Source organism: Acinetobacter sp. EKM10A, from assembly GCF_011075215.1.
Taxonomy (GTDB): Bacteria; Pseudomonadota; Gammaproteobacteria; order Pseudomonadales; family Moraxellaceae; genus Acinetobacter; species Acinetobacter baumannii.
On sequence record NZ_JAALLK010000001.1, the window covers coordinates 1 to 23,600 of the forward strand.

23 protein-coding genes and 2 pseudogenes are annotated in these 23,600 nt (G+C 39.4%); 14 read left to right on the top strand and 11 right to left on the bottom strand.

Features of this window, described 5'->3' with window-relative positions:
• Positions 1 to 255 precede the first annotated feature (255 nt).
• Together G9371_RS00005 and G9371_RS19360 are read right to left on the bottom strand one after the other, a co-directional pair.
• A complete protein-coding gene (locus G9371_RS00005) occupies positions 256 to 732 on the bottom strand; it encodes a hypothetical protein (protein WP_032009195.1) in 477 nt (158 codons plus the stop codon).
• Positions 733 to 786: 54 nt separating this feature from the next.
• A pseudogene (locus G9371_RS19360) lies at positions 787 to 927 on the bottom strand (histidine phosphatase family protein); the annotation flags it as partial.
• Here G9371_RS19360 and G9371_RS00010 point away from each other — a divergent pair.
• Positions 922 to 1,074 (top strand): annotated as a pseudogene (locus tag G9371_RS00010) (hypothetical protein); the annotation flags it as partial. The pseudogenes G9371_RS19360 and G9371_RS00010 overlap by 6 nt on opposite strands.
• A 64-nt stretch (positions 1,075 to 1,138) precedes the next feature.
• Here G9371_RS00010 and G9371_RS00015 read toward each other — a convergent pair.
• Together G9371_RS00015 and G9371_RS00020 are read right to left on the bottom strand one after the other, a co-directional pair.
• On the bottom strand, positions 1,139 to 1,645 hold the full coding sequence (locus G9371_RS00015; protein ID WP_029423987.1) for a GNAT family N-acetyltransferase: 507 nt from the start codon (positions 1,643 to 1,645) through the stop codon (positions 1,139 to 1,141).
• A 33-nt stretch (positions 1,646 to 1,678) separates the two neighbouring features.
• The gene (locus tag G9371_RS00020) at positions 1,679 to 1,936 is read right to left on the bottom strand and encodes a YjhX family toxin (RefSeq protein WP_029423986.1); all 258 of its coding nucleotides are present in this window, start codon (positions 1,934 to 1,936) and stop codon (positions 1,679 to 1,681) included.
• Between the two features lie 928 nt (positions 1,937 to 2,864).
• On the opposite strand from G9371_RS00020, the gene G9371_RS00025 reads away from it, so the two are divergent.
• On the top strand, positions 2,865 to 3,443 hold the full coding sequence (locus tag G9371_RS00025) for a TetR/AcrR family transcriptional regulator (protein ID WP_029423985.1): 579 nt from the start codon (positions 2,865 to 2,867) through the stop codon (positions 3,441 to 3,443).
• A gap of 79 nt (positions 3,444 to 3,522) precedes the next feature.
• Here G9371_RS00025 and G9371_RS00030 read toward each other — a convergent pair whose 3' ends face one another.
• The gene (locus G9371_RS00030; protein WP_029423984.1) at positions 3,523 to 4,386 is read right to left on the bottom strand and encodes a metal-dependent hydrolase; all 864 of its coding nucleotides are present in this window, start codon (positions 4,384 to 4,386) and stop codon (positions 3,523 to 3,525) included.
• A gap of 108 nt (positions 4,387 to 4,494) precedes the next feature.
• On the opposite strand from G9371_RS00030, the gene G9371_RS00035 reads away from it, so the two are divergent.
• Positions 4,495 to 5,112 (top strand): TetR/AcrR family transcriptional regulator, encoded by a 618-nt coding sequence (locus tag G9371_RS00035; RefSeq protein WP_029423983.1) that lies wholly within the window; start codon positions 4,495 to 4,497, stop codon positions 5,110 to 5,112.
• A 114-nt stretch (positions 5,113 to 5,226) separates the two neighbouring features.
• Here the strand turns inward: G9371_RS00035 and G9371_RS00040 are convergent, their stop codons facing one another.
• Both G9371_RS00040 and G9371_RS00045 read right to left on the bottom strand, forming a co-directional pair.
• Complete coding sequence (locus G9371_RS00040; RefSeq protein WP_001100693.1) at positions 5,227 to 5,832, bottom strand: nitroreductase family protein; 606 nt, start codon at positions 5,830 to 5,832, stop codon at positions 5,227 to 5,229.
• 37 nt (positions 5,833 to 5,869) lie between these two features.
• A complete protein-coding gene (locus G9371_RS00045) occupies positions 5,870 to 6,652 on the bottom strand; it encodes an SDR family NAD(P)-dependent oxidoreductase (RefSeq protein ID WP_021511093.1) in 783 nt (260 codons plus the stop codon).
• A 122-nt stretch (positions 6,653 to 6,774) separates the two neighbouring features.
• On the opposite strand from G9371_RS00045, the gene G9371_RS00050 reads away from it, so the two are divergent.
• Positions 6,775 to 7,341: a TetR/AcrR family transcriptional regulator gene (locus tag G9371_RS00050; protein ID WP_029423982.1), complete on the top strand. Its 567-nt coding sequence runs from the start codon at positions 6,775 to 6,777 to the stop codon at positions 7,339 to 7,341.
• Here the strand turns inward: G9371_RS00050 and G9371_RS00055 are convergent.
• Complete coding sequence (locus tag G9371_RS00055; protein ID WP_029423981.1) at positions 7,338 to 8,495, bottom strand: glycerate kinase; 1,158 nt, start codon at positions 8,493 to 8,495, stop codon at positions 7,338 to 7,340. The genes G9371_RS00050 and G9371_RS00055 overlap by 4 nt on opposite strands.
• Before the next feature lie 394 nt (positions 8,496 to 8,889).
• Between G9371_RS00055 and G9371_RS00060 the strand changes: the two genes are divergently transcribed.
• The 5 genes from G9371_RS00060 to epmA all read left to right on the top strand — a co-directional run bounded on the left by G9371_RS00060 (position 8,890) and on the right by epmA (position 14,823).
• Complete coding sequence (locus G9371_RS00060) at positions 8,890 to 11,298, top strand: FdhF/YdeP family oxidoreductase (RefSeq protein ID WP_029423980.1); 2,409 nt, start codon at positions 8,890 to 8,892, stop codon at positions 11,296 to 11,298.
• 78 nt (positions 11,299 to 11,376) lie between these two features.
• Positions 11,377 to 12,168, top strand: coding sequence for a formate dehydrogenase accessory sulfurtransferase FdhD (gene fdhD / locus G9371_RS00065; RefSeq protein ID WP_029423979.1), 792 nt, complete (start codon positions 11,377 to 11,379; stop codon positions 12,166 to 12,168).
• Positions 12,169 to 12,287: 119 nt separating this feature from the next.
• Entirely contained in the window at positions 12,288 to 12,680 is a 393-nt protein-coding gene (locus G9371_RS00070; protein WP_000119198.1) for a YkvA family protein, read from the top strand.
• Positions 12,681 to 12,784: 104 nt separating this feature from the next.
• The gene (locus tag G9371_RS00075) at positions 12,785 to 13,852 is read left to right on the top strand and encodes a 4-phosphoerythronate dehydrogenase (RefSeq protein ID WP_029423978.1); all 1,068 of its coding nucleotides are present in this window, start codon (positions 12,785 to 12,787) and stop codon (positions 13,850 to 13,852) included.
• Positions 13,849 to 14,823, top strand: coding sequence for an EF-P lysine aminoacylase EpmA (epmA, locus tag G9371_RS00080; protein ID WP_029423977.1), 975 nt, complete (start codon positions 13,849 to 13,851; stop codon positions 14,821 to 14,823). Before G9371_RS00075 ends, epmA begins: the two co-directional genes overlap by 4 nt.
• 58 nt (positions 14,824 to 14,881) lie before the next feature.
• On the opposite strand, the gene G9371_RS00085 is transcribed toward epmA, so the two are convergent.
• A complete protein-coding gene (locus tag G9371_RS00085) occupies positions 14,882 to 15,862 on the bottom strand; it encodes a Tim44 domain-containing protein (RefSeq protein WP_000451853.1) in 981 nt (326 codons plus the stop codon).
• 82 nt (positions 15,863 to 15,944) lie between these two features.
• Positions 15,945 to 17,333, bottom strand: a complete 1,389-nt coding sequence (gene radA, locus G9371_RS00090; RefSeq protein ID WP_000048860.1) for a DNA repair protein RadA — start codon at positions 17,331 to 17,333, stop codon at positions 15,945 to 15,947.
• 489 nt (positions 17,334 to 17,822) lie between these two features.
• Between radA and G9371_RS00095 the strand changes: the two genes are divergently transcribed.
• The 4 genes from G9371_RS00095 to dapF all read left to right on the top strand — a co-directional run bounded on the left by G9371_RS00095 (position 17,823) and on the right by dapF (position 21,718).
• Entirely contained in the window at positions 17,823 to 19,229 is a 1,407-nt protein-coding gene (locus G9371_RS00095) for an amino acid permease (protein ID WP_000070815.1), read from the top strand.
• Positions 19,230 to 19,369: 140 nt separating this feature from the next.
• Positions 19,370 to 19,594: an LPS translocon maturation chaperone LptM gene (gene lptM / locus G9371_RS00100; RefSeq protein ID WP_001255198.1), complete on the top strand. Its 225-nt coding sequence runs from the start codon at positions 19,370 to 19,372 to the stop codon at positions 19,592 to 19,594.
• Positions 19,595 to 19,616: 22 nt separating this feature from the next.
• Positions 19,617 to 20,867: a diaminopimelate decarboxylase gene (gene lysA, locus G9371_RS00105; RefSeq protein WP_000011145.1), complete on the top strand. Its 1,251-nt coding sequence runs from the start codon at positions 19,617 to 19,619 to the stop codon at positions 20,865 to 20,867.
• 5 nt (positions 20,868 to 20,872) lie between these two features.
• Entirely contained in the window at positions 20,873 to 21,718 is an 846-nt protein-coding gene (gene dapF / locus G9371_RS00110; protein ID WP_000923480.1) for a diaminopimelate epimerase, read from the top strand.
• An 86-nt stretch (positions 21,719 to 21,804) separates the two neighbouring features.
• On the opposite strand, the gene G9371_RS00115 is transcribed toward dapF, so the two are convergent.
• Positions 21,805 to 22,428, bottom strand: coding sequence for a LysE family translocator (locus G9371_RS00115; protein WP_000125210.1), 624 nt, complete (start codon positions 22,426 to 22,428; stop codon positions 21,805 to 21,807).
• 161 nt (positions 22,429 to 22,589) lie between these two features.
• On the opposite strand from G9371_RS00115, the gene xerA reads away from it, so the two are divergent.
• Positions 22,590 to 23,477, top strand: coding sequence for a site-specific tyrosine recombinase/integron integrase (gene xerA / locus G9371_RS00120; protein WP_161782832.1), 888 nt, complete (start codon positions 22,590 to 22,592; stop codon positions 23,475 to 23,477).
• Positions 23,478 to 23,600: the final 123 nt, after the last annotated feature.

A 23,600-nucleotide genomic window follows, 5' to 3' on the forward strand; every position in this document is an offset into this window, starting at 1 on the left:
TAAGGTAGCTTAACTAGAGCAGAGTATCACTTATAAATAAGCTTTTAGTTGTTCAAACATGTGGGACCACCTCTGTTGATAAAAGTTTAGCTTTTCTATTGATGCATAAAAAAGTTGAGTATGAAGCCTAAAATATTGTTAATTTTAGAAATTAGAGTTGATTCAAAGCTAAGTCATGATTATTGGGTTTAGCTTTGGTTTATTTAGAGTAGTGTACTTAATTTCATAGATACGTAAAATATAAATAATTCTATTTTACTCTATTATATTAAATTGATTTTCTAGCCATTCATTTATATATTTTGAAAAATCATCAAATGCTTGTTGAACAGATATGGTAAGAACTCCTTGATAAGCTAAATTAATCTGGTCACCATAAATGTGTAGCAAGGAAATTAAAGCTGAATCATGAATATGCCAACAAATTAATTCAATATCAATTATATATTGTTCTAAATCAGAGCCTAAGTCTGATAGTTTTTTTGTCGATATGTATTCTTTTAAAACATTGATAGAGATTAATTTCTTATTCTGTACATCTAAATCAGCCCGTATTAATTTATTAAAATAATCCTTAACTTCAGCTTCAGATCCTAGAAAACAAATATCTAGAACAAATGGATCATTCTTGTCTTCCAATATTTTTTTATCTGCCCAAACTTGAATTTCTTTAGGAGTGATTAGCCCTACATTCAACTTTAATCCGAGACAAAATTTAGTATCATCACTCATAATAACTTTATCAATCTTCTTAAAAATAGCATACTACAGCTTATACGAAATTTATCAGCTCAATAAATAAAAAAACTCAATATTTTTAATAGGCTGATCAACCAAGTTACATCTAAACTGCCGCATTAAATCTTTCGAAATTGGCTGAGGTTGCTGTATTTGCATAATCAAAAGCTGTAAAAACTGTCCGTGGCTCTAAACACAAGCAGTATTATTTTATATAACGCAAACGTGAGCAATCATGCCGTGTTAGGTCCATTAACACTGGTCATGAAAGGTGAAAATATTCCGGCTAAATCTGCGTGGATTGGTTCACCAGCCGTGCCTTGGGTTCATAAATAATTAAGTGATGAAAAAAAGCCTCTATAAATAGAGGCTTTTTACTATGTGTGGTAAGCAAACTTATTTATTCAGTTGCCATAAAAGCATCATGGTAAGTAACTTCACCTGAGGGAATATGATTGCTGAAACTTAGAGCTTGAAAGTATTCATTAGGTACATCAGGTAAATTTAAATCAGGGTAAGATTTAAAACCAAATCGTCTGTAATAATTTGGATCACCTAATAGAACGCAACCTTTTCCGCCTAATTCTTTTAACTTTTGAAGAGCTGCATTCATTAAAAGAGAACCAATGCCAATTCCTTGTTTCTTTGGACATACCGAAATAGGGCCTAGGCCATACCAACCAGTTTCACCTGACGTGATTGTAACTGGTGAAATAGCCACATGACCTATAATTAAGTCATCTTCTGTAGCAACCAAAGAAATCGTAAGTTGTTTATGTTTACGAAGGCTATTCACAATAAATTGTTCAGTGTGGCTAGAATGCTCTTCATTTAAGAATGCGGCTTTCGTCAACGCTTCGATATTTTTAATATCTTCGGGTTGTTCATCTCGAATTGTAATATTCATATTTTTCTTTCTCTTAATAAATAGCAACTTATATCAACGATTGTCTAGTTGAGGGCGGACCGTCTGGAGTCCTAACAATGTAATTTGATAAGGTTGGCTATTTTTAGACTTGATTAAACGTTTTGCTTTTAGCTTTTTAAATACTTCTAAAGAACAATCAGATAGCACGAAACCTTCTCGTGTGTAGCATTCAACGAAATAGACTGTGCCTGATGCGTCACGTTGGTATTTAATATGTCCGCCTTTAGCAAGGACATGGAGAGTTCGTTGTTCGAACTTTGAAAGATTCATATTGGAGCCTTGATAATAATCAAACGTGCAAATAGAGGTGATCAGAAATATGACCACAGAAAAATTGCGACATTGATAATCAACTCAATAATAGAAATTGAGAGTGATTATCAGATGATTACTATCTCCAACATATGAACCTCTTTGAGAAGGGGGATACATTTATGTAAGGTATATATTAATTGTATATATCATTTAATAGCAAATGTTTTTAATTTGAGTATTTTGATTTAATTAAAATTTACCAAGTTTAATGATATGCCTTAGACGAAATGACTGTCTTTTCAAAATCAGAGTAACTTATTATCAGCACCCTGTTTTTTACCACTTTATAAACCCCCATTTAACAATAACTCACCCATTATTTATCCTTACTTTTTAATGATCTAAATTAAAACAAATGTCATTTTGTGTGCTTGACTGCTAAAGAGCAGAGCACTATTCTTTGCCTGCTGGCCACATTGCCAGCCGGCTTTGACAGGCTGAATATTATCTCCCGCATCAGAGCTTTTCCTTCTGAGGAACAGTCTTGTGTGGTGTACTACTCGTCCCTTTCCCGTAGCGGTAGGACGGGAGAGGGACACCTACGGGTGTGCTAGTTTGAGATAATACTAGTCTGTCAACCTTCTTCCGTTCTGCCACCATAATTCCTATTCATGTCTGGCAGAACTCCCAATAAAAAGGAGTTGGCTTTGCACATCCATTATTTCTTGGCTCTCAATGCCAAAAGCTATAACGACACCACATAAACTTTAAAACAGTTTGAGGGCCATTAGCGCTTTCAGGCTTTAAATCGTCACAACCAAAAACTTAGCAACAATAAAACTTGAGATGTGCCAAGCACAGTCTTTATAGGCTTTGCTGTGCCTTTTTTTCTCCCAAAAAAGTATCTCATTTACAAACAACAAGAATTTATAACGGTAAAACTATGCCAAATTTAATTCTCCCAACACGTGCCCTATACGTTGTAAATAAAGCAATTGATCTGTTTCATCACCGTGGGTTCCACCTTATTGGGGTCGACAGAATAGTGAAAGAATCACAGATTACAAAAGCGACTTTTTATAATTATTTTCACTCTAAAGAACGACTCATTGAAATCTGCCTGATGGTGCAAAAAGAAAAGCTCCAAGAACAAGTAGTCGCAATGGTCGAATATGACTTAAGCACTCCTGCCATCGATAAACTCAAAAAGCTTTACTTTCTACATACCGATATAGAAGGGTCGTATTACTTATTATTTAAAGCCGTTTTTGAAATTAAAAATAGCTATCCCAACGCTTACCAAACCGCGGTGCGCTATAGAACATGGCTAAAAAATGAAATTTATAGCCAGCTTAGAACACTAAAACCTGATGCCTCTTTTACCGATGCCAAACTATTTTTATATATGGTGGAGGGTACAATCATTCAGCTTTTAAGCTCTGGTGGGGTAGATGAAAGGGAGAGATTACTAGATTATTTTCTTGGTCTAAGTGATTTAAGCCGATTCAAAATAGAAAGTTAAGGTCAATCAAAATGCATAAAAATTAAAAGAGTTATTTCTATAAAAGCCCGCTGATGAGGGCTTTTATAGATTGGTTTTTCTAGCTGAGGTAGTCTCTAAGAAAGCCTGCTTGGCCAAATAGTTTTTCTCGGAATTCGGCTTCTAATTGTTCTGTTTGCATGTTTAACGGGTCAAAATTTTCTGCTCTAACATCCAGCATATCTACAAATGCTTTAGACAAAATTCCGACCCGATTAATTCCACCAAAACCTAAATAAATACCATCCTTCAACTGTTTCAAAGTGAAGTTAATATCTTTTCTTTTTAAGATTTTTATCCAATATTTAAAAATAATAGGCGTGATGAGTTTTGCAACTCTAGCTAAAGCTACTTTTCTGTTTTTGCTAGAATTTCCTCCTATCGCATTTAATACATCAAACGCGACCGATTTATGCTCAAGTTCTTCGAGGGCATGCCACTCCCACAGATTTCTGCTCTCTTGCGTGGTTTTTGCTTTAATTAACGAGTCTGTGAGTAATAGACGGGCAAGTGTGGCGGTATAGTGTTCCATCACGACTGTAGCAGCGACTTGTTCGACTGCTGAAAGTTGACGTAATTTATCCAAGCGTGCTTTGGTTTTGGCCTCAATTTCGACAACTTCAGGATAGTTCGAATGGATGAGGTGATTGTTCAGCGTTTTATGTTCACGGCTATGGAAAGCTTCTTGAGCAATAAAGGCTTTTATATCTTCTAAAAGGTTTTCATCCTTAATTTTATTTCGAACATTTCTGATGCTTTCTATAAAAAACATTTCACCAGCGGGAAACATCGCTGAAAGTACAACGAATAAGGAAGTAACAACAGGATTTTCCTCATAATAAAAAGAGTAACTTTTATGATGATCGTAAGTCAGTTCAACATTACGACGAAAAATTTTTTGATCCGATTTTAGAGCTGTATTCATTTTTTTAAACTCATCTTTATAAAATAATTGATCAAATTTTGATTTATACTAGAATTTATCAATGAATTTATACAGAAAAAAGACGGATTATTAGCAGGATAAATCTTTATGGTAACTATAAGAAAACCAAAACAAAATAGAGCAATAAATACCTTTGATTCTATAGTTAGTGCCGGATTTATATCTGTTATGAAAAACGGCTTGGACCATACAACTGTACTTAAAGTGTGTGAGATAGCAGGCGTAGGATCGGGGAGTTTTTATGAGTACTTTAAAAATAAAGAAGCACTTTTTGTTGAGATGCAGCAGCACTTTATTGCGGAAATTTCAAAAGTTATTTATGGCGTGATTCCTGAAATTTTAGATTTAGAGATTCCTGAAGCAATCAGAACAATTTTTTTAAAAATTGGCGAGTTTTTGGCAAAAGATAATAATAAATATTTTTATTGGCTCAGTGTTTCTTCTAAATATAGTACTGAGGCAAGTCATGTAAAAGCCGTAAAAGCGATCAATGTTTTGGCCATTGAATATGCCATGAAGCATCCTGAAGTATTAAAAATCAAAAATTTAAAAATGATGGTTTATATTTTAATTCATTCAAGTATTGCTTTAACAATGAACTTTTTTACGTCTGAAAATATGGGTTTTACTTTTGAAGAGTTAGTGGACTGCTTAATTAATATTACGATGTCATACATAGAAGATGATAGAAAAAAGGTCGCTTAATTTACATTCGCCAATTTATGATTTTTAGCGCCTAAATGTATGCCAAATTAAAGGCTTCCATCTATTTATCATAAAACTAAAAATAGAATGAAAGCCTAAAATTTGAATTACAACTTAGAATGTATTTTTAATAATGACATCGTCGTAAGGGAGTTTGCCCACACGTGGGTAAGGTTCAGAAGCTGATTTACCAACCGCAATCATTAAACACACCACGTGATCTTCAGGCAAGTTAATGAGCTTTGCCATTGCATCAAAGTCAAAACCGTCCATTGGACAGCTATCTAAACCATGCTCTTGAGCAAGTAACATAAGGGTTTGAGCAAAGATACCCGCACTACGCATCACTTCGTCACGTTGGGTTTGTGGGCGGTCACGGTAATACTGGTCGATTGCACCAACCATAATATCTTGAACTTCTGGAGAAGCTCCATCCCATACACGTTTAGCATCAACTTCCCATGTATTTACTTTGGCACATAACACAATCAGTAATGATGACTCTGTTACTTGTGGTTGGTCCCAAGCAATCGCGCGAATTTTTTGTCTTAACTCTGCATCTTCAACAATGACCGGACGCCAATGCTGCAAGTTAAAAGCGCTTGGTGCATTTGCTAAAACTTCTTGTAATAACTGCTTCTTGTCATCTTCAGAGAGTTGAAAAGCAGGGTCGAAGCGTTTAACTGCACGGCGTTTGCGGAGAGCATCAATAACATTCATAAGATTTTCCTACTTGAGAGTTGGGTAGCCGTAGTCGTTAGTTTTTATAACGTTGGGCTACTTCAGCCGAAGAGAAGTTTGGTAATAATGTCATACGCGATTTTTCAAAATTATTCCATTGATTTTCATCTTTCAGCACAGGAATTGTAATTGTTTCTTTACGATCAAAACCAATCAGGGCTGCATCGACCAAATCATTGACATCCATTAATGGCGGAACTTGGCTTAAATCTATACCTGAACGTTCCCAAATTTCGGTTTTAGTGGCAGAAGGCAATACCGCTTGAACGTGTACCCCATGATCTTTTAGCTCTAAATGTAAGCCTTGGCTAAAAAATTGGATGAAAGATTTACTTGCGCCATAAATGGTAGAACCAAATTCAGGTGCTAAGCCAAGCACAGAGCCTAAATTAATAATGGCGCCTTTACCTTTACGTATAAGGGATTGCGACATTGCATGAGACAACCGCACCACCGCAGTCATATTTAAAGTCAAAAGTTTTTCAATCTCATTACGATCTTGAGTTAAAAAGTTTCCGTTCAGGGCAATCCCAGCATTATTTACCAAAATTTCAATATCAGCATCGTGTTTGAGTACATCTTCAATTTTGCGAATGTCTTGATCATTTGATAAATCGGCTTGAATAAACTCGACCTGTACGCCGTATTTTTCTTGAAGATCTTTTGAAATTTTATCTAAACGGTTGGTGTCTCGTGCCACCAAGATTAAGTGATAGCCACGTTGAGCAAATCGATCTGCATAAACAGAACCAATTCCTGACGAAGCCCCTGTAATAAGTACTTTTGATTGAGCTGACATGTGATGTCTCCACGCTTTAATTTTTAGATGATGATCATAATCTAAAATATGTAGGTTTTGATGTCAATCATAATCAATGTATAATGATGACGAGCAGGGTAAATAAAAGTGAGCGCACCAACATGAAAGTCAGTAAAACTCAGGTAAAAGAAAACCGAGATAAAATTGTTGAAAAAGCGACTCAACTGTTCCGTAGTAAAGGCTACGACGGGGTGGGCATTGCCGAATTAATGTCTAGCGCAGGCTTTACTCATGGTGGGTTTTATAAACATTTCAGCTCGAAAACAGACCTTGTTACTATTACCGCCAAACATGGTCTTGAGCAGGTTTTAAAAAGAATAGAAGGTTTAAACTTAACCCAATTTATTCAAATGTATGTGTCTCGTACACATCGGGACAACCGTGATCAGGGCTGTACCTTAACAGCGCTATCTTGTGATGCCGCAAGACAGCCCGACGAAGTAAAAGTCGAGTTTGAAGAGGGCATTGTGCAGCTTATTGAGTTCATTATGAATGAACGCGCAAAACAAGTTTCTTTAGAAACAGAAGAGCTGAGAAAGCAAGCTATTAATATTCTTGCTCAGTCAGTAGGGGCAATTGCATTGTCTCGTGCATGTCCAGACCAATCAAACCTTAGCGATGAAATCTTGGAGAGCTGTAGAGAGAGTCTTTTAAAATTAGCCGATTAGGCTTTTTTATCATTTAAGCTGGTTTGGCTAAACTGAATTAATCTCGCTATATCGACTGTTCGCTCATAAATGAGTTCTGCTGCATGTTCGCAGGCGTGTTCTAGGGTGATGGGACCATTGGCTAGTGAAAAAGCGGCGCTTACGCCGTGCTCATAAAGTGCTTGGTAGCCTTCCCCTAAAGTCCCAGCAATCACAATGACCGGAACATTGTGGGCTTTGGCAATTTGACTTACCCCAAAAACGGTTTTACCGCTTAAAGTTTGTTGGTCAAATTTACCTTCACCCGTCATCACCCAATCTGCGTTAGAAATTTTATGCTCAAGCTGATTCAGTTCAGCCACGACTTTAACCCCAGCTTTAAAGTCTGCATTTAAATAACTTTTGGCGGCAAAGCCCAAACCACCAGCAGCCCCAGAACCCGCTTCATCTCGTTTGTCGAAACCTAAAAGTTGTGCCGTGACATCGGCAAAATGGGCAAGGGCTGCATCGAGTAACTGTACTTGAGCAGGAGAAGCACCTTTTTGTGGGCCAAAAATATGTGATGCGCCGTTTGGGCCACAAAGTGGATTGGTTACATCGGCAGCCAGTAAAAACCGTGTGTGCTGAATACGTGAGTCGAAATGTGTTAAATCAATTTTGGATAGGTGGCTAAGGGCAAGGCCGCCAGCGGGTAAAACGTTTTGGTTAGCATCGAGTAAAACTGCACCCAAAGCACTGAGTAGGCCTGTGCCGCCATCATTGGTCGCACTACCTCCTACAGTTAAAATAATGTCTTTTGCGCCTGCGTCTAAAGCCTCCAAAATGAGCTGACCTGTGCCAAACGTTGTGCTGTGGCAGGCATCACGCTCAGACGGTGGAACTAACTGTATGCCGCTCGCTTGAGCCATTTCAATCATGGCAATTTTTTGTGTTTCTAACCAACCCCATTTGGCCTGAACAGGCTGACCTAATGGTCCAACCACTGTTTTTACAAGCCATTGTCCATCGCAGACTTCTAAAACTGCTTCAATGGTTCCTTCACCACCATCTGCCATTGGGCACAAAATCGTTTCTGCATGAGGAAATACTGCTTGCCATCCTTTGGCAATGGCTTGAGCTACCTTTAAAGCCGATAAGCTATCTTTAAATGAATCAGGGGCGATCACAACCTTCATAAATGCTCTAATGCAGATAAATTTTTAATTGTTTTATACTTCTTAATGCGAAAAAAACATAGATAAAGTCGTGTAAGTGTCAATTTTAAAAAGCTTTCAGTCTGTTAAAAATGAAACCTAATAATGTTTTTATCTGTAAAAGATAGAATTAATATCTATTTAACTCTTTGTTTTATATGTTTTTATGCAAATAATGTGGTTGGCTTGAATTATTGTAATTGTAAAGAATATGGCACATATTATAAGAACGGTTGAGCCGGCTTTTAGCATAGTGGCAATAATATAAAAAGTGGACTCTACTCATGGGTAAACAGCGGGTAGCTTTGATAAAACCATAATTAAATTGTGATTTCACTGAGCCTGTTGAGTGTAAAAAAGATAAGAGGATGAAAAAGTGGATAATTCAGAAGAACAAAAGCACATACAGGAAAATAACGGTTTTGCGCGAATTGAGCCATATACTCATCCTGCTGGCGGGTGGGGCGCACTGCTCAGTGTTGCTCGAAACTTAAAGCGACAAGATATTTTAGGTAAAGGTTCAATTACCTTACTCAACATTAACCAGCCTACAGGTTTTGACTGTCCCGGCTGTGCATGGCCAGAAAAGAAAGATGCTCACGCATTTAACTTCTGTGAAAATGGTGCAAAGGCGGTTGCCTTTGAAGCGACTAGTAAAACCGTCACTCCTGAATATTTTGCAGGGCATACCGTTAGTTGGCTATCAGAACAAAGTGACTTTTTCCTAGAAGACCTAGGCCGCTTAACCGACCCAGTTCGTTATGATGCTGCAACCGATAAATATGTGCCTATTTCATGGGACGATGCCTTTAAGCTCATCGCTCAACATTTGCATGCGCTAGACCATCCAGACCAAGCGGCATTTTATACCTCTGGCCGTGCCAGTAACGAAGCAGCATTTTTATATCAATTGTTTGTGAGAAGCTTTGGTACAAATAACTTTCCAGATTGCTCGAACATGTGCCATGAAACCACAAGTGTTGGTTTGCTCGACTCGATTGGTTTAGGAAAGGGCACAGTCACCTTAGAAGATTTTGATTTAGCCGACGCCATTTTTAGTTTTGGGCACAACCCGGGAACCAACCATCCACGTATGTTAGGTACTTTGCGTGAAGTGTCTAAACGCGGCGGCAACATTATTGCGATTAACCCAATTAAAGAGCGAGGCCTCGAACGTTTCCAAGACCCGCAAGCACCGCTTGAAATGATGACCAATGGCAGTACACCAATTAGCCGCTATTATTTCCAGCCTAAAATTGGCGGCGACTATGCACTGATGTTGGGTATTTTAAAGCACTTACATGAGTGGGATAAAAAGGCCCTTGCATCAGGCAAACCAAGTGTTTTTGACCGAAACTTTATTGCAGTCAATACCGTTGGTTTCGACGAAATGATTGCTGAGGTAGAAAGAACGGAGTGGGCAGATCTTTATAAGCACTCAGGTCTGTCGCCTGAACATTTGGAAAAACTGGCTAAACTCTTTTTAGCGTCAGAGCGTTCAATTTTCTGTTGGGGTATGGGGATTACCCAGCATCGTCACGGAACTGCTAACGTACATATGCTGGCAAATTTATTGTTGGCGCGTGGTCAAATTGGCAGACCGGGTGCAGGGCTTTGTCCGGTTCGTGGGCACAGTAACGTGCAAGGCGACCGCACTATGGGTATTAATGAACTCCCTAGCCCGAAACTTCTCGACAATATTGACCGTGTGTTCGGTATTAAATCACCAAGAAAAAATGGATATGGTGTAGTTGAAACCATTAAAGCCATGGCCGAAGGTGATATCAAAGTCTTTATTGGTTTGGGCGGAAATTTTGCCGTTGCAACACCTGACACCGCTTATACACAAGAAGCGCTTAGAAAATGTAATTTAACCGTACATGTGGCAACCAAGTTAAATCGTAGCCACTTGGTGTGTGGTAAAGATGCGCTTATCTTGCCATGTTTAGGCCGTACCGAAATTGATGAGCAGCTTCATGGCCCACAAGCTATTACAGTTGAAGACTCAATGAGTAATGTCCACTTGTCGGCAGGGCGTAATACTCCAATTTCTAAAAATATTTTGTCTGAACCCGATATTGTGGCAAGAATGGCTGAGGCCGTGCTGCCAGAGAGTCAGATTAAATGGAAATGGTACATTGAAAGCTATGACCGCATTCGTGACTCAATTGCCGATGTGTTTGATGAATTCCATGACTTTAATTTACGTGTTTATAAACCCGGCGGTTTCCATTTAGAACATCCAGCTAATCAGCACATCTGGAATACAAAGAGTGGTAAAGCGCAATTTCTGATTACGCCACTTGAAGAAGTCTATGCGGATAAAGAAAATCAGTACGCTGCCGCATATACCGAAAGTAAGGTTTATACCTTAATGACCACCCGATCTCACGACCAATACAACACCACTTTATATGGTCTGGATGACCGTTACCGTGGGGTGTTTGGTCAGCGCCGTGTGTTGTTTATGAACCAAGCCGATATTGATGAAGCAGGCTTTGAAGCAAATCAGTGGGTTGATATTGAAAGTGTTTTCTCGGATGGTGTGAAGCGCATTGTGCACAGCTTCCGTATTGTGCCGTACAACATTCCACGAGGCAGTTTAGCGGCTTACTATCCGGAAACCAATCCTTTGGTGGCCTTAAGCAGTCATGATAAATATGCCAAGATTCCGGCTTCTAAAAGTGTTCCTGTGATTTTACATCCCGGAAATGCACCAGAGCATTTTAACTTGGCAACAGCTGTTGACCCTGAAGATGCCAATAAGAAAGTTAGCAGTCTTTAAGTGAATCTGATTTTTTAAAATGAAATTTAAGCAAATGGCGCTCTAAACAAGCGCCATTTTGAAGTAAAGGAAATAATTTTGACACCACATGCTTATGGGGTTGAAACATTGCCAGTACAGCGGTTTAACAAAACCGAATCTGAAAATGTCTTAGATCATATTGTGCAAGAGTACCCAATTGCCTTGGTATATAACGGTATTTCGCATGCGGTGATGATGGCGACACCGACCGATGTCGATTTATTTGCCAAAGGTTTTAGTCTTTCGGAAGGAATTTTAACCAGCTTAAAAGAGCTCTATGCCCTTGAGGTGCATCAAAATGAATTAGGCATTACGGTGGAAATGACCATTTCATCAAGAGCATTCGCCGCCCTAAAGGAACATCGCCGTATGATGGTAGGCCGTACAGGCTGCGGTTTATGTGGAATTGAAAGCTTAGAGCAGTTTCAGTTAGACGTGCCAAAAATTACAACGCATGCATCAAAAATATGGCTTGAGCAAATTCCGAGTGCTATTTCCCATTTAAAAACTCAACAAGAAATTACTGCTTTAACGGGTGGGGCGCATGCCGCAGCGTGGGTAGTTGACGGTCAAATCGTGGCTTTATTTGAAGATGTTGGCCGCCATAATGCCTTAGACAAATTGCTCGGTTATTTAGCGCAAGAAAACTGCGACACCAGTTTAGGTTTTGTGGTGATGACCAGTCGGGCAAGTTATGAACTGATACGAAAATGTGCTCAGCTCAATATTGGCTTGCTTGCTTCAATTTCAGCGCCTACCAGTATGGCCATTCAGTTAGCCAAGCAATCGGGCCTCACTTTGGCAAGCTTTTGTAGGGGCGATGGATTTGTTTTATATACGGAAATATAAAATATATCTTTTAATGTGAAGGAATTAGGGAAAAGTTCATTCGATATTCCTTTCGCTTTTAAGCTAAGGTTAGTTTTTATAGATTATTATAAAATTCTAAAGGTTCAGAGTCTGTCCAAATGTCTTGGGTACAATCAATAAAAGAATGGGCAAAGCGTCTAAAAAAACAAATTATTATGCTTTGGTTTGCCTCAAGGCATCCTCAAATGCCGTGGTTACCCAAAATTATTGCTGTGGTAGCGGTGGCTTATGCGTTTAGTCCAATCGACTTAATTCCAGACTTTATTCCTATTTTAGGCTTTATTGATGATGCGGTTATTTTACCCATACTGATTTGGTTAGCAGTTCGTTTTACACCTCAGCAAGTCATTTTCGATGCTGAACAACAAGCTAAAGAATGGCTAGATGAACATGAAAAGCGGCCAAAAAACTATTTGGTTGCCGTACTTATTATTTTAATTTGGCTCACACTTGCCGTGATGGCTTACTTTTATTTTGGCGGTGGTTTGTAAGTGAACTGAGACTTGAAACCCTGTACTAATTTAATACCCTTAACATTGTACTTTGCCACAACTCAAAGGATAATAACGTTTTTATAAGCTATGGGTTGCAGACCATGAAAATCGTCGCAGATGAAAATTTGGCGTTTACCGATTACTTTTTTTCAGAGTTTGGCGATATTCAACATAAAGCAGGGCGCACCTTAACGCATACAGACGTACAAGATGCTGAAGCTTTATTGGTCCGTTCAGTCACCGCAGTAAATGAAAGTTTAATTCAAAATACCGCCCTAAAATATGTGGGTAGTGCCACAATCGGGACCGATCATTTAGATATTCAAGCTTTAGAAAAGCATGGCATTACATGGGCCAATGCCGCAGGTTGTAATGCACAGGCGGTTGCTGAATATGTGATTACAGCTTTACTGCATTTAGATGCTAGCCTTTTAGAACAACAAGAAAAATTTACGCTAGGCATTGTGGGTCTTGGCAATGTCGGTAAGCGCTTGGTCTATATGGCTCAGTTGCTTGGTTGGAAAGTGATTGGCTTCGACCCCTATGTACAGTTAGATTCAATTGAAAATGTAAGCTTTCAAGCCTTGTTGCAACAAGCCAATGCAGTTTCAATTCACGTGCCGCTGACCAAAAAAGGCGAACATGCGACGTATCATCTGTTTGACGAAAAAGCTTTTGCAGCGCTTCAACCTGACACAATTTTGATTAATAGTGCACGCGGCCCGGTCGTAAAAGAAGCCGCTTTAATCGAAGATATTCAACGTACCCAGCGTAAAGTGGTACTCGATGTATTTGAGCATGAGCCAGTGATATCTGAAGAGCTTTTAAATATGTTGGCGTTGGCGACACCGCATATTGCAGGTTATAGCTTGGAAGGAAAAGCTCGTGGTACGCAAATGATTTATGAAGCGTTTTGTCAAAAATTTGGATATGACATTAATAAGCGTTTCGAAACCCAGTTGCCTGCATGTGAAGACTATTTTTCAAGACATGATTTAAAAGCAGTGTTAAAGCAAAAACTATCTCAAATTTATGATATTGCTCAAGATGATGCCAACATCCGTGCCTGTGTTAAAGAGGGCAAGGTAGAGCAAAAAGCATTTGATTTATTACGTAAGAATTATCCGCTGCGCCGTGAATGGGCAGCTCACGGGGGACCACAGGCATGAGTTTAAGTTATCAACCTACTTGTTCAATTGATGCTTTAAAGGCTCGTGCCAAGCTTTATACTCAAATCCGTCAGTTTTTTGCAGAACGTGGTGTCATGGAAGTTGAAACACCCGTGGTTTCACAAGCAGGTGTGACTGACGTACATTTAGCCTCAGTTCAGGCTTTACGTCATATCAATGGCAAATTGCAGACTCAGTATTTACAGACTTCGCCTGAATTTGCCATGAAACGTTTACTGGCAAGTGGTAGCGGACCGATTTATCAAATCTGTAAGGTTTTCCGAGACGATGAGCACGGGCGCAAACACAACAGTGAATTTACCATGCTTGAATGGTACCGTCCGGGTCTGGACTTAAAAGCGTTAATGCACGAAACAGCCGATTTATTACAAACCTGTTTGCAGCACCGTTTTGGCGAAGTTCATCCATTTATTTTAAGTTATAAGCATGCTTTTCAGGACCGTTTAGATATTAACCCGTTGCAAGCGACTTTGAAGCAACTTAAAGACACAGCAAATCGTGTTGGGTTAAATCTCGACTTGGGCGATGACCGTTTAGCTTATATGGATTTGTTGTTTTCTCATTTTGTTGAACCAAGTTTAGGGTTTGATGCACCTGTCTTTTTAACTGACTTTCCACCAGAAATGGCGTCTTTGGCAAAAGTGAAAGTAGATGAAGATGGGGAAGAGGTCGCAGCACGTTTTGAGGTTTATATCGAAGGCTTAGAGCTTGCCAATGCCTATGATGAATTGCTCGATTCAGACGTGTTGCGTTCTCGCTTTGAAGCAGATAATGCAGAGCGAGCTAAACAAGGACTTCATGTCATGCCATTAGATGAGCACTTGTTGGCTGCGTTACCTCATATGCCTGAATGTTCAGGGATCGCTTTAGGAGTTGATCGATTACTCATGGTTGCAACCGATCAACTTAAAATTGAAAAAGTCATCGCATTTCCAGCCGAAATTGCCTAAAAACAATGAAATAAAAAAGCCACAATTATGTGGCTTTTTTATTTAGAACTTATTTAAGTTAGGCTTGTTGAATACCTGCAACAACCCAATCTTGCTGTGAACCAACAGGTTTTACAAAGTGCCAGATTTCAGTAAATGGCTGTGGCAAGCTGTTTAAATCTTCACTTACTGTACCTGTGAAACGTACGCTCACAATGTATTGACCATTTTCAGTCGCACTGTCTACAACCATTGCATTTAAGTTACTAAACTCAGCAACGTCCTGATCTTGGTTCTCCATGATGTCGTTATACATAGAGTTGTAAAGTTCAGGGGTTAAGTAACGACGAATTTCTTCAATGTTACTTGCACTATTGATTGACTGAATATGGTTAAAACGCTGACGGGCAACACGTAAGAAAGAAGCAGGCTCACTACCATCTGGTAATTGGTTACCACTATTCGTCGTTGCGCTACCAAAAGGAGCTTGTGTTGCTGCACCACCACCTACCGATTGACCAAAGATATTGGTATTGTCACCTGTATTGGTTGGAGCTGCCGAGCGGCCAAATGGGTTTTGACCGCCATTGTTTGGTGCATAAGGGTTATTAGCTGCTAATTTTTTTTTTGATCCCAATTTACGGAATACAAAGAAAGCTACAGCGGCTGCAAGTAATACCCAAAGCCAGCCAGGAATACCACCTTTTTTCTCTTCTTGGGCTTGAACAGCTTGTTCATTACCAGGTTGAGTTACTTGGTGTTCAGCTGATGTTGATTTGTCATCTGCTAAAGCATTTGCTGCAACAGCACCTACGGCAGCACCAGCCACACCAGCGGCAACCATTGAACCAACACCCGGACCAGATCTCTGAGGTGCTGTAGTAGCAGGTTGTTGAACTGGAGTCACTTGACGAGGTTGTTGATAAGACTGGCTTGAAGTAGTAGAACGTGCCATACCGTGGCTTTTACCACCACCTGCACGTTTAGCTTCAGCAAGCGGAGAAATTGCTAAAGCAGCCATTAAAATACCGGTAATCAAGCCACGCTGGTGTACTTCCATAGGAAATTCCTGTTTAAAGTTAATTTGTAATAGTATTTATGCAGGTATTTACTCTAAATTTCAACCTTAAAAGTATGTTTTTTTATGTCAATTCATCACTGAGTTGCATCGCCTCAGTCAAGGCTTCATGCAGGCGGGCAACAGCAATCACTTGTACGCCTGGAATTGCTTTTTGCGGGGCATTACCTCTTGGTAAGATGACGTATTTAAAGCCATGTTTTGCTGCTTCTTTTAAACGTTCCTGACCATTAGGTACAGGGCGGATTTCACCTGAAAGCCCAACTTCACCAAAAACTGCAAGCTGCTGAGGTAAGGCTTTTGTTCGCAAACTCGAAGCACATGCAAGTAAAACAGCCAAGTCCGAACCTGTTTCGGTAATTTTTAAACCACCTACAATATTGACATACACATCTTGTCCGGTGGTTTGTACACCCCCATGACGATGCATAACAGCAAGCAACATGTTTAAACGGTTTTGTTCAAGACCAAGTGCAACACGTCTTGGTTGTCCTTGAGCATCATCGACTAAAGCCTGAACTTCAACTAAAAGCGGGCGGGTTCCTTCACGGCTAATCATGACAATTGAACCGGGAATGGCTTCGTCATAACGACTTAAGAAAATAGCAGAAGGGTTAGCCACTTCACGTAAGCCTTTATCGGTCATGCCAAATACGCCAAGCTCATTGACTGCACCAAAACGGTTTTTCACTGCACGAATCATTCGATAACGTGAGTCTGATTGGCCTTCAAAGTAAAGTACGCAGTCCACCATGTGTTCTAAAACACGAGGACCTGCCAATGCACCTTCTTTGGTCACGTGACCAACAATAAATAGCGCTGTGCCACTATTTTTTGCATAACGGGTTAATAACGCAGCAGATTCACGAATTTGTGAAACCCCACCCGGCGCAGATTGAAGCGTTTCTGTGTAAAGCGTTTGGATAGAATCCAAGATTGCGACAACAGGACGTTCTTGTTCTAAAACTTCACAAATGCGTTCGACACAAGTTTCAGCCATGACTTTTAACTGGTCTGTTGGTAGGTCAAGGCGTTGAGCGCGTAAGGCAACCTGTGACAGCGATTCCTCACCCGTAATGTAAAGTGCAGAACTTTTTGCACTTGCCATGTGAGTTGCTGTTTGTAAAAGAATAGTCGATTTACCAATACCCGGGTCACCACCAATGAGTACTACAGAACCTGTCACCAAACCACCGCCAAGCACTCGGTCAAATTCGCTAATGCCTGTTGGCAAACGGGTCTCATGAGAAACAGAGACTTTATTAAGCGTTGTAATATTGGCGACTTGACCCGCATAACCCCCAACTTTAGGACGTGCACGATGAGCAGTAGTGGGTTCTAGCTTGACTTCATTAAGACAATTCCATTCACCACACTCTGAACATTGACCTGCCCATTTTAGATGATCGGCACCACATTGCTCACAACGGTAAACGGTTTTGACTTTGCTCATATTCGACTTCAGTGAGATAACTTCATAATCATTAAAAGCAGAGTATAGCAAAAAGCCCAATAGAGAACTTAATCGATATGGAATACATTTTGCTTAAGCTTCGGTGAGCAAAATTAAAGAGTAAATGTCATGTTTTAAAAATAGAGAGATAACGTAGTAGTCAGTCAAATTTCGAGAAAGTATTAAAAGCTCGAGAGGGAATTGATAGTTAAAAAGTTGATCAATTGATATGGCTTTTTAATTTAAAAATCAAAGTGGTTCAAGTCTTAATTTTAGACTGAAAAGTGCGTTGTATTGCTAGGTTCTTGTGCGTATTATCGGATTTAATTGTATGTATCTTGAAATTATCAGCAATACAGACAAAAATTGGTTAGCTGAAAAGTTGTCAAAAAATATACATTTAAAAGATACCTGCAAATGGTGCGATATCGTCTTTTTGATTTGATTTTAGCTAACGGACTAAAAAAATTACTGGAGTGTATTCATAAAATGTCGAATCAAAATCTGAGCGACCCTCATGAACAAGGTGAGCTCCATCGTAGTCTCTCTAATCGGCATTTACAGCTGATCGCGATTGGTGGTGCCATCGGTACCGGATTATTTATGGGTTCAGGTAAAACAATTAGTCTTGCCGGACCTTCTATCTTATTTATTTATATGATTATTGGTTTGATGGTGTTTTTTGTCATGCGTGCGCTTGGCGAACTTCTTCTGTCAAATTTAACCTATAAATCATTTATTGATTTTTCTACCGATTTAATTGGCCCATGGGCTGGTTACTTTGTGGGTTGGACCTACTGGTTGTGTTGGATCACGATTGGTATCGCCGATCTGTCTGCAATTATTTATTACTTACAGTTCTTCAATAATGGCTTACCTTTCTCGCCTGTTGAAGGCGCAATGATTAGTGTTGCCGCGATTGTGTTCATTATGGGATTGAACTTATTAACAGTTCGATTGTTTGGTGAATTAGAGTTCTGGTTTGCACTTATTAAAATCCTTGCGATTATTATTTTAATTGCAGTGGGTTTGTGGATGATCTTTACAGGCTTTACGTCTACTACAGGTGAAGTCGCTTCATTTACTCATCTTTGGGCAAATGGTGGTTTCTTCCCAACAGGTGTGCATGGTTTCTTGGCCGGTTTCCAGATTGCAATTTTTGCTTTCGTGGGTGTCGAGCTTGTAGGAACAACAGCTGCGGAAACTAAAGACCCTGAGCGTAATTTGCCTAAGGCGATTAACTCAATTCCAATCCGTATCATTATTTTCTATGTATTGGCGCTACTCATTGTAATGTCAGTAACACCATGGAACAGAATTGATCCGGCGATCAGTCCATTTGTAAACCTGTTTAGTCAAGCAGGGGTAGCGGCAGCCGCGATTTTGATGAACTTGGTGGTATTGTCATCAGTCATGTCATCCATGAACAGTGGTGTATTCTCAACAAGTCGTATGTTGTTTGGTTTATCTCGTGAAGATCAGGGGCCAAAAGCTTTTGGTAAGCTGAACAGACGTGCAGTACCGGCAAATGCATTGTATTTCTCTGCTGCATGTTTATTGTTAGGTGCAGCATTACAGTATTTTGTACCAAATACAGTTGAAGCATTTACGCTTGCAACAACACTTTCAACGATTCTCTTCATCTGCGTGTGGTTGCTTATTATCTGGAGTTACATCCGTTATTACACCACGCGTCCTGAACTGCATGCCAAATCAACATTTAAATTGCCGGGTGGCTTATTTACATGTTGGATCACGATTATTTTCTTTATTGGTATGATTTACGTATTGTCTTTAGAGCCAGACACTTTTAAAGCGCTTAAAGTCAGCCCAATTTGGTTTGTTATTTTGATCATTGGTTATTTCTTCTTCTATAAACCACGTCATAAAAAATAATTAAATTTATTTGGTTATGATCAAACGCTGGCTGAAAAGCTGGCGTTTTTTATGCATATTGTTTTTCTATTCAAGTTTACTCTTTAGCCGCTTGCCTGATCACGGTATACTGCATCGAATTGTTTAAATCAGGTGCTCAGATGCGTCGTGTCATTTGCCTCATCAGTTTATTGAGCAGCAGTATTTTGCTTAGCGCTTGCGGTCAGTCAGGAGCATTGCAGCTACCTTCTGATCCAAATTATGACAAACGTGCAAAATACTTGCTCTATCGTAATAAAGAACAGAAACAAGTTGTGCAACAAGATGAACAGGCTGAACAGTCAGTCGAATCATCAGCCGCTCAACCACAAACTACATCACCTTAAGCTTTGAAATAAGGACACCTTCATGAGTTTCACCCGCATTAATGGAGTATTGCATGCAGAGCAATGTTCTCTAGAGCAGCTTGCGCAGCAATTTGGCACACCGTTATATGTTTATTCAAAAGCAGCTTTTGAAAAACATTATTTAGATATGGATCGTGCCTTTGACTTTATTGATCATCAAATCTGTTTTGCGGTGAAGTCGAACTCCAATATAGCTGTTCTTAATGTCTTGGCAAAACTTGGTGCGGGTTTTGACATTGTGTCTGGTGGTGAGCTAGCACGTGTTTTAAAAGCAGGTGGCGATGCTTCTAAAATTGTTTTTTCAGGTTTAGGTAAAACTGAAGCTGATATTGAAACGTCATTAAATGTAGGGATTGCCTGTTTTAATGTCGAGTCTTATGCAGAGTTGGACCGTATTCAAAAAGTAGCAGCTCGCCTAGGCAAAAAAGCGCCTATTTCTTTACGTGTAAATCCTGATGTCGATGCAAAAACGCATCCTTATATTTCAACAGGATTAAAAGAAAATAAATTTGGTATTCCAAGTGATGCAGTTTATGAAACTTATCAATATGCTGCATCTTTACCTAACCTTGAAATCGTAGGTATTGATTGCCACATTGGTTCACAGCTCACTGAAACTAAACCATTTGTTGATGCTTTAGACCGTGTCATTGTGATGATTGATGAGTTGAAAAAACTAGGCATTAATCTGAAACATATCGATATCGGTGGTGGTTTAGGGGTTTGTTATAAAGATGAAACACCACCAAGTGTTGAAGAATATGCAAACTCTATGAAGCCGGCTTTAGAAAAATTAGGCTTGAAAGTTTATATGGAGCCGGGTCGTAGCATCAGTGCAAATGCAGGTGTACTTTTAACCAAAGTTGATTTGCTTAAACCAACGACGCATCGTAACTTCGCGATTATTGATGCAGCAATGAATGATTTAATTCGTCCTGCTTTATATGAAGCTTGGATGGATATTCAACCTGTTGTACCACGTACAGATACCGAAGAAAAAACTTGGGATTTGGTTGGTGCAATTTGTGAGACAGGTGATTTCATTGGTAAAGACCGCTCACTCGCATTACAAGAAAATGACTTGTTGACTGTACTTGGTGCCGGGGCTTATGGTTTTGTCATGAGCTCAAATTACAACACGCGTGGCCGTGCAGCAGAAGTCATGGTATCAGGTGAAAAAAGCTATTTAATTCGTGAACGTGAAACGGTTGAGTCGCTTTGGGAAAAAGAACGTTTATTGCCTGAGGAGTAAATGAGATGTTATTAGAATTTACCAAAATGCATGGTTTAGGCAATGATTTCATGGTGGTTGATTTAATTAGCCAAAGAGCTTATTTAGATACAGCAACAATTCAACGTTTGGCAGACCGACACTTTGGTGTGGGGTTTGATCAGCTTTTAATTGTTGAACCACCAGATGTACCCGAAGCTGATTTTAAATACCGTATTTTCAATGCAGATGGTTCTGAGGTTGAGCAATGTGGTAATGGTGTGCGTTGTTTTGCCCGTTTTGTTCACGAACGTCATTTAACCAATAAAACCAACATTACCGTACAAACCAAAGCGGGTATTGTAAAGCCAGAGCTTGGGCAAAATGGTTGGGTGCGCGTAAATATGGGTTACCCAAAGTTTCTGCCAAATGAAATTCCATTTGTGGCTGATGAACCTGAAGCTTTATATACCCTTGAGTTGGCAAATGACCAAAACATTAGTATTGATGTTGTGAACATGGGTAACCCACACGCGGTCACTATTGTTCCAGATGTGCTTACTGCTGATGTAGCAGGTATTGGCCCGCAAGTTGAATCACATAAACGTTTCCCTGAACGCGTTAATGCTGGTTTCATGCAAGTGATTGATGACAAGCATGTTCGCTTACGTGTATTTGAACGTGGTGTGGGTGAAACACTTGCGTGTGGTACAGGAGCTTGTGCTGCTGCGGTAAGTGGCATGCGCCGTGGTCTACTTGCGAACTCTGTAGAAGTTGAACTTGCTGGCGGTAAGCTACAAATTGAATGGCAAGAAGGTGATGTGGTCTGGATGACTGGTCCAACAACTCATGTATATGATGGACGTTTGGATTTACGTTATTTCCAAGGTTAATCGCGTTACCTAAGCAAACGCCTCTTTTTATCAGTTAAAGTGATAAAAGAGGCTTTCTTTTATATGTACAATATTTTTTGATTTTATTACCTTTTACTCAACGCCAATTTCAAAGCGAATAGAACAAAAATACTGCCCGTAATTCGGTCCATATATTTTACAAACTTGGGTTGCTTTAGATAGCGCGAAAGTGGCTGCATAGCCAGAATTAATAGACTTGACCATAACACGCCAATCACCACATGAATCATTACTAGTCCCATTACCCAAGTAACAGCCGATGCTTGCGCTGGAATGAACTGGGGAAGAAATGAAATATAAAAAATACCAACTTTTGGATTGAGTAAGTTGCCAAAGAAACCTTTAATAAACCAATTCTCTGAAGTAGAGCGATTTGAATTACTTTCTTGTATATCTGCGAGCTGACTACGAGGTTTTAAAATCATATTTAAACCCAGCCATGCTAAATAAGCGGCGCCCATCCATTTCAATATATTGAATGCTAAGTCAGATGCCATCAGTAGGGCACCTAGACCGCATGCCACGACAATTCCCCAAGCAATACAGCCAAGACTAATTCCAAGAGCTGCTTGAAACGCTTTAGATTTTCCTTCAAGTGTTGCAGTACGAATAATTAAAGTTGTATCTAAACCAGGGGTAAGGGTAAGTAAAGTAATGGCAATTAAATAAGGAATGAGTATGGCGGTCATGGTGTAAGTCCAACGGATACTTGGTATAAATTGTAATATATAAGTTGGATTCATTATGCTGTGCGATATCAAATTTTCCTGATTAAATAGTTTTTGGTACACTCAAAAAAATGGGCAAATAAATGGAGAGCAATTTGGATTTTGCATTACAACTGCTCTCAATGTGGTTAAAAGAAAGAAAAATTCAAAACCAGTCTGAGCACACAATTACCGCTTATGAGCGAGATGTTAGAAGCTTCCTTGAGTTTTGTGAGCTTAAAAAAGTTGATTTAAGAAATGTTGAAGCTTCAGATTTACGTGAATATTTGGCTCAACGTGTCGAACAGGACCAGTTAAGTTCAAGTAGCATGCAACGTCATCTTACTTCTATTCGTCAGTTTATGAAGTGGGCTGAACAGGGCAAATACCTAGAAATTAATCCTACTGACGATTTTAAATTGAAACGTCAGCCTAGACCTTTACCGGGCATGATTGACATAGAAACGGTTAATCAAATTTTAGATCAACCCATGCCTGAAAAACCAGTTGATCAGCAGCTTTGGTTAAGAGATAAAGCCATGTTGGAACTACTGTACTCAAGTGGTTTACGGCTCGCTGAACTGCAAGGCTTAACGATTAAAGATATTGATTTTAATCGTCAACTCGTTCGTATTACAGGTAAAGGAAATAAAACCCGTATTGTACCGTTTGGGAAAAAGGCAAAAGAAAGCTTATTGAATTGGCTAAAAATTTATAATATCTGGAAAGGCCATTTTGACCAAAATGCTTCCGTTTTCATTTCACAGCGAGGCGGTGCATTAACCCCTAGGCAAATTGAAAAGCGTGTAAAACTTCAGGCACAAAGAGCGGGTGTAAATGTCGACTTACACCCACATTTACTTCGACATTGTTTTGCTAGTCATATGTTATCAAGTAGTGGTGATTTACGCTCAGTTCAAGAAATGTTAGGTCATAGCAATTTATCGACTACTCAAATTTATACACATATTGATTTTGATCATTTGGCCCAAGTGTACGATCAGGCCCATCCACGAGCCACTAAGCATTAAGCCGCTTTAACTGGATTAAAAAGCAGAATGTAGAGATCATTTGTATTTTTTTACAAATTTGTTTAAAGGAAATCGATGAAATTACCCAATTGACCATTTTGATCTTTGCCTATTTTGTCGGCA

Bases quoted from the DNA above. Each gene is read 5' to 3' on its own strand.
- G9371_RS00005 (WP_032009195.1), bottom strand. From the start codon at position 732: ATGAGTGATGATACTAAATTTTGTCTCGGATTAAAGTTGAATGTAGGG.
- G9371_RS00015 (WP_029423987.1), bottom strand. From the start codon at position 1,645: ATGAATATTACAATTCGAGATGAACAACCCGAAGATATTAAAAATATC.
- G9371_RS00020 (WP_029423986.1), bottom strand. From the start codon at position 1,936: ATGAATCTTTCAAAGTTCGAACAACGAACTCTCCATGTCCTTGCTAAA.
- G9371_RS00025 (WP_029423985.1), top strand. From the start codon at position 2,865: ATGCCAAATTTAATTCTCCCAACACGTGCCCTATACGTTGTAAATAAA.
- G9371_RS00030 (WP_029423984.1), bottom strand. From the start codon at position 4,386: ATGAATACAGCTCTAAAATCGGATCAAAAAATTTTTCGTCGTAATGTT.
- G9371_RS00035 (WP_029423983.1), top strand. From the start codon at position 4,495: ATGGTAACTATAAGAAAACCAAAACAAAATAGAGCAATAAATACCTTT.
- G9371_RS00040 (WP_001100693.1), bottom strand. From the start codon at position 5,832: ATGAATGTTATTGATGCTCTCCGCAAACGCCGTGCAGTTAAACGCTTC.
- G9371_RS00045 (WP_021511093.1), bottom strand. From the start codon at position 6,652: ATGTCAGCTCAATCAAAAGTACTTATTACAGGGGCTTCGTCAGGAATT.
- G9371_RS00050 (WP_029423982.1), top strand. From the start codon at position 6,775: ATGAAAGTCAGTAAAACTCAGGTAAAAGAAAACCGAGATAAAATTGTT.
- G9371_RS00055 (WP_029423981.1), bottom strand. From the start codon at position 8,495: ATGAAGGTTGTGATCGCCCCTGATTCATTTAAAGATAGCTTATCGGCT.
- G9371_RS00070 (WP_000119198.1), top strand. From the start codon at position 12,288: ATGTCTTGGGTACAATCAATAAAAGAATGGGCAAAGCGTCTAAAAAAA.
- G9371_RS00075 (WP_029423978.1), top strand. From the start codon at position 12,785: ATGAAAATCGTCGCAGATGAAAATTTGGCGTTTACCGATTACTTTTTT.
- epmA (WP_029423977.1), top strand. From the start codon at position 13,849: ATGAGTTTAAGTTATCAACCTACTTGTTCAATTGATGCTTTAAAGGCT.
- G9371_RS00085 (WP_000451853.1), bottom strand. From the start codon at position 15,862: ATGGAAGTACACCAGCGTGGCTTGATTACCGGTATTTTAATGGCTGCT.
- radA (WP_000048860.1), bottom strand. From the start codon at position 17,333: ATGAGCAAAGTCAAAACCGTTTACCGTTGTGAGCAATGTGGTGCCGAT.
- G9371_RS00095 (WP_000070815.1), top strand. From the start codon at position 17,823: ATGTCGAATCAAAATCTGAGCGACCCTCATGAACAAGGTGAGCTCCAT.
- lptM (WP_001255198.1), top strand. From the start codon at position 19,370: ATGCGTCGTGTCATTTGCCTCATCAGTTTATTGAGCAGCAGTATTTTG.
- lysA (WP_000011145.1), top strand. From the start codon at position 19,617: ATGAGTTTCACCCGCATTAATGGAGTATTGCATGCAGAGCAATGTTCT.
- dapF (WP_000923480.1), top strand. From the start codon at position 20,873: ATGTTATTAGAATTTACCAAAATGCATGGTTTAGGCAATGATTTCATG.
- G9371_RS00115 (WP_000125210.1), bottom strand. From the start codon at position 22,428: ATGACCGCCATACTCATTCCTTATTTAATTGCCATTACTTTACTTACC.
- xerA (WP_161782832.1), top strand. From the start codon at position 22,590: ATGTGGTTAAAAGAAAGAAAAATTCAAAACCAGTCTGAGCACACAATT.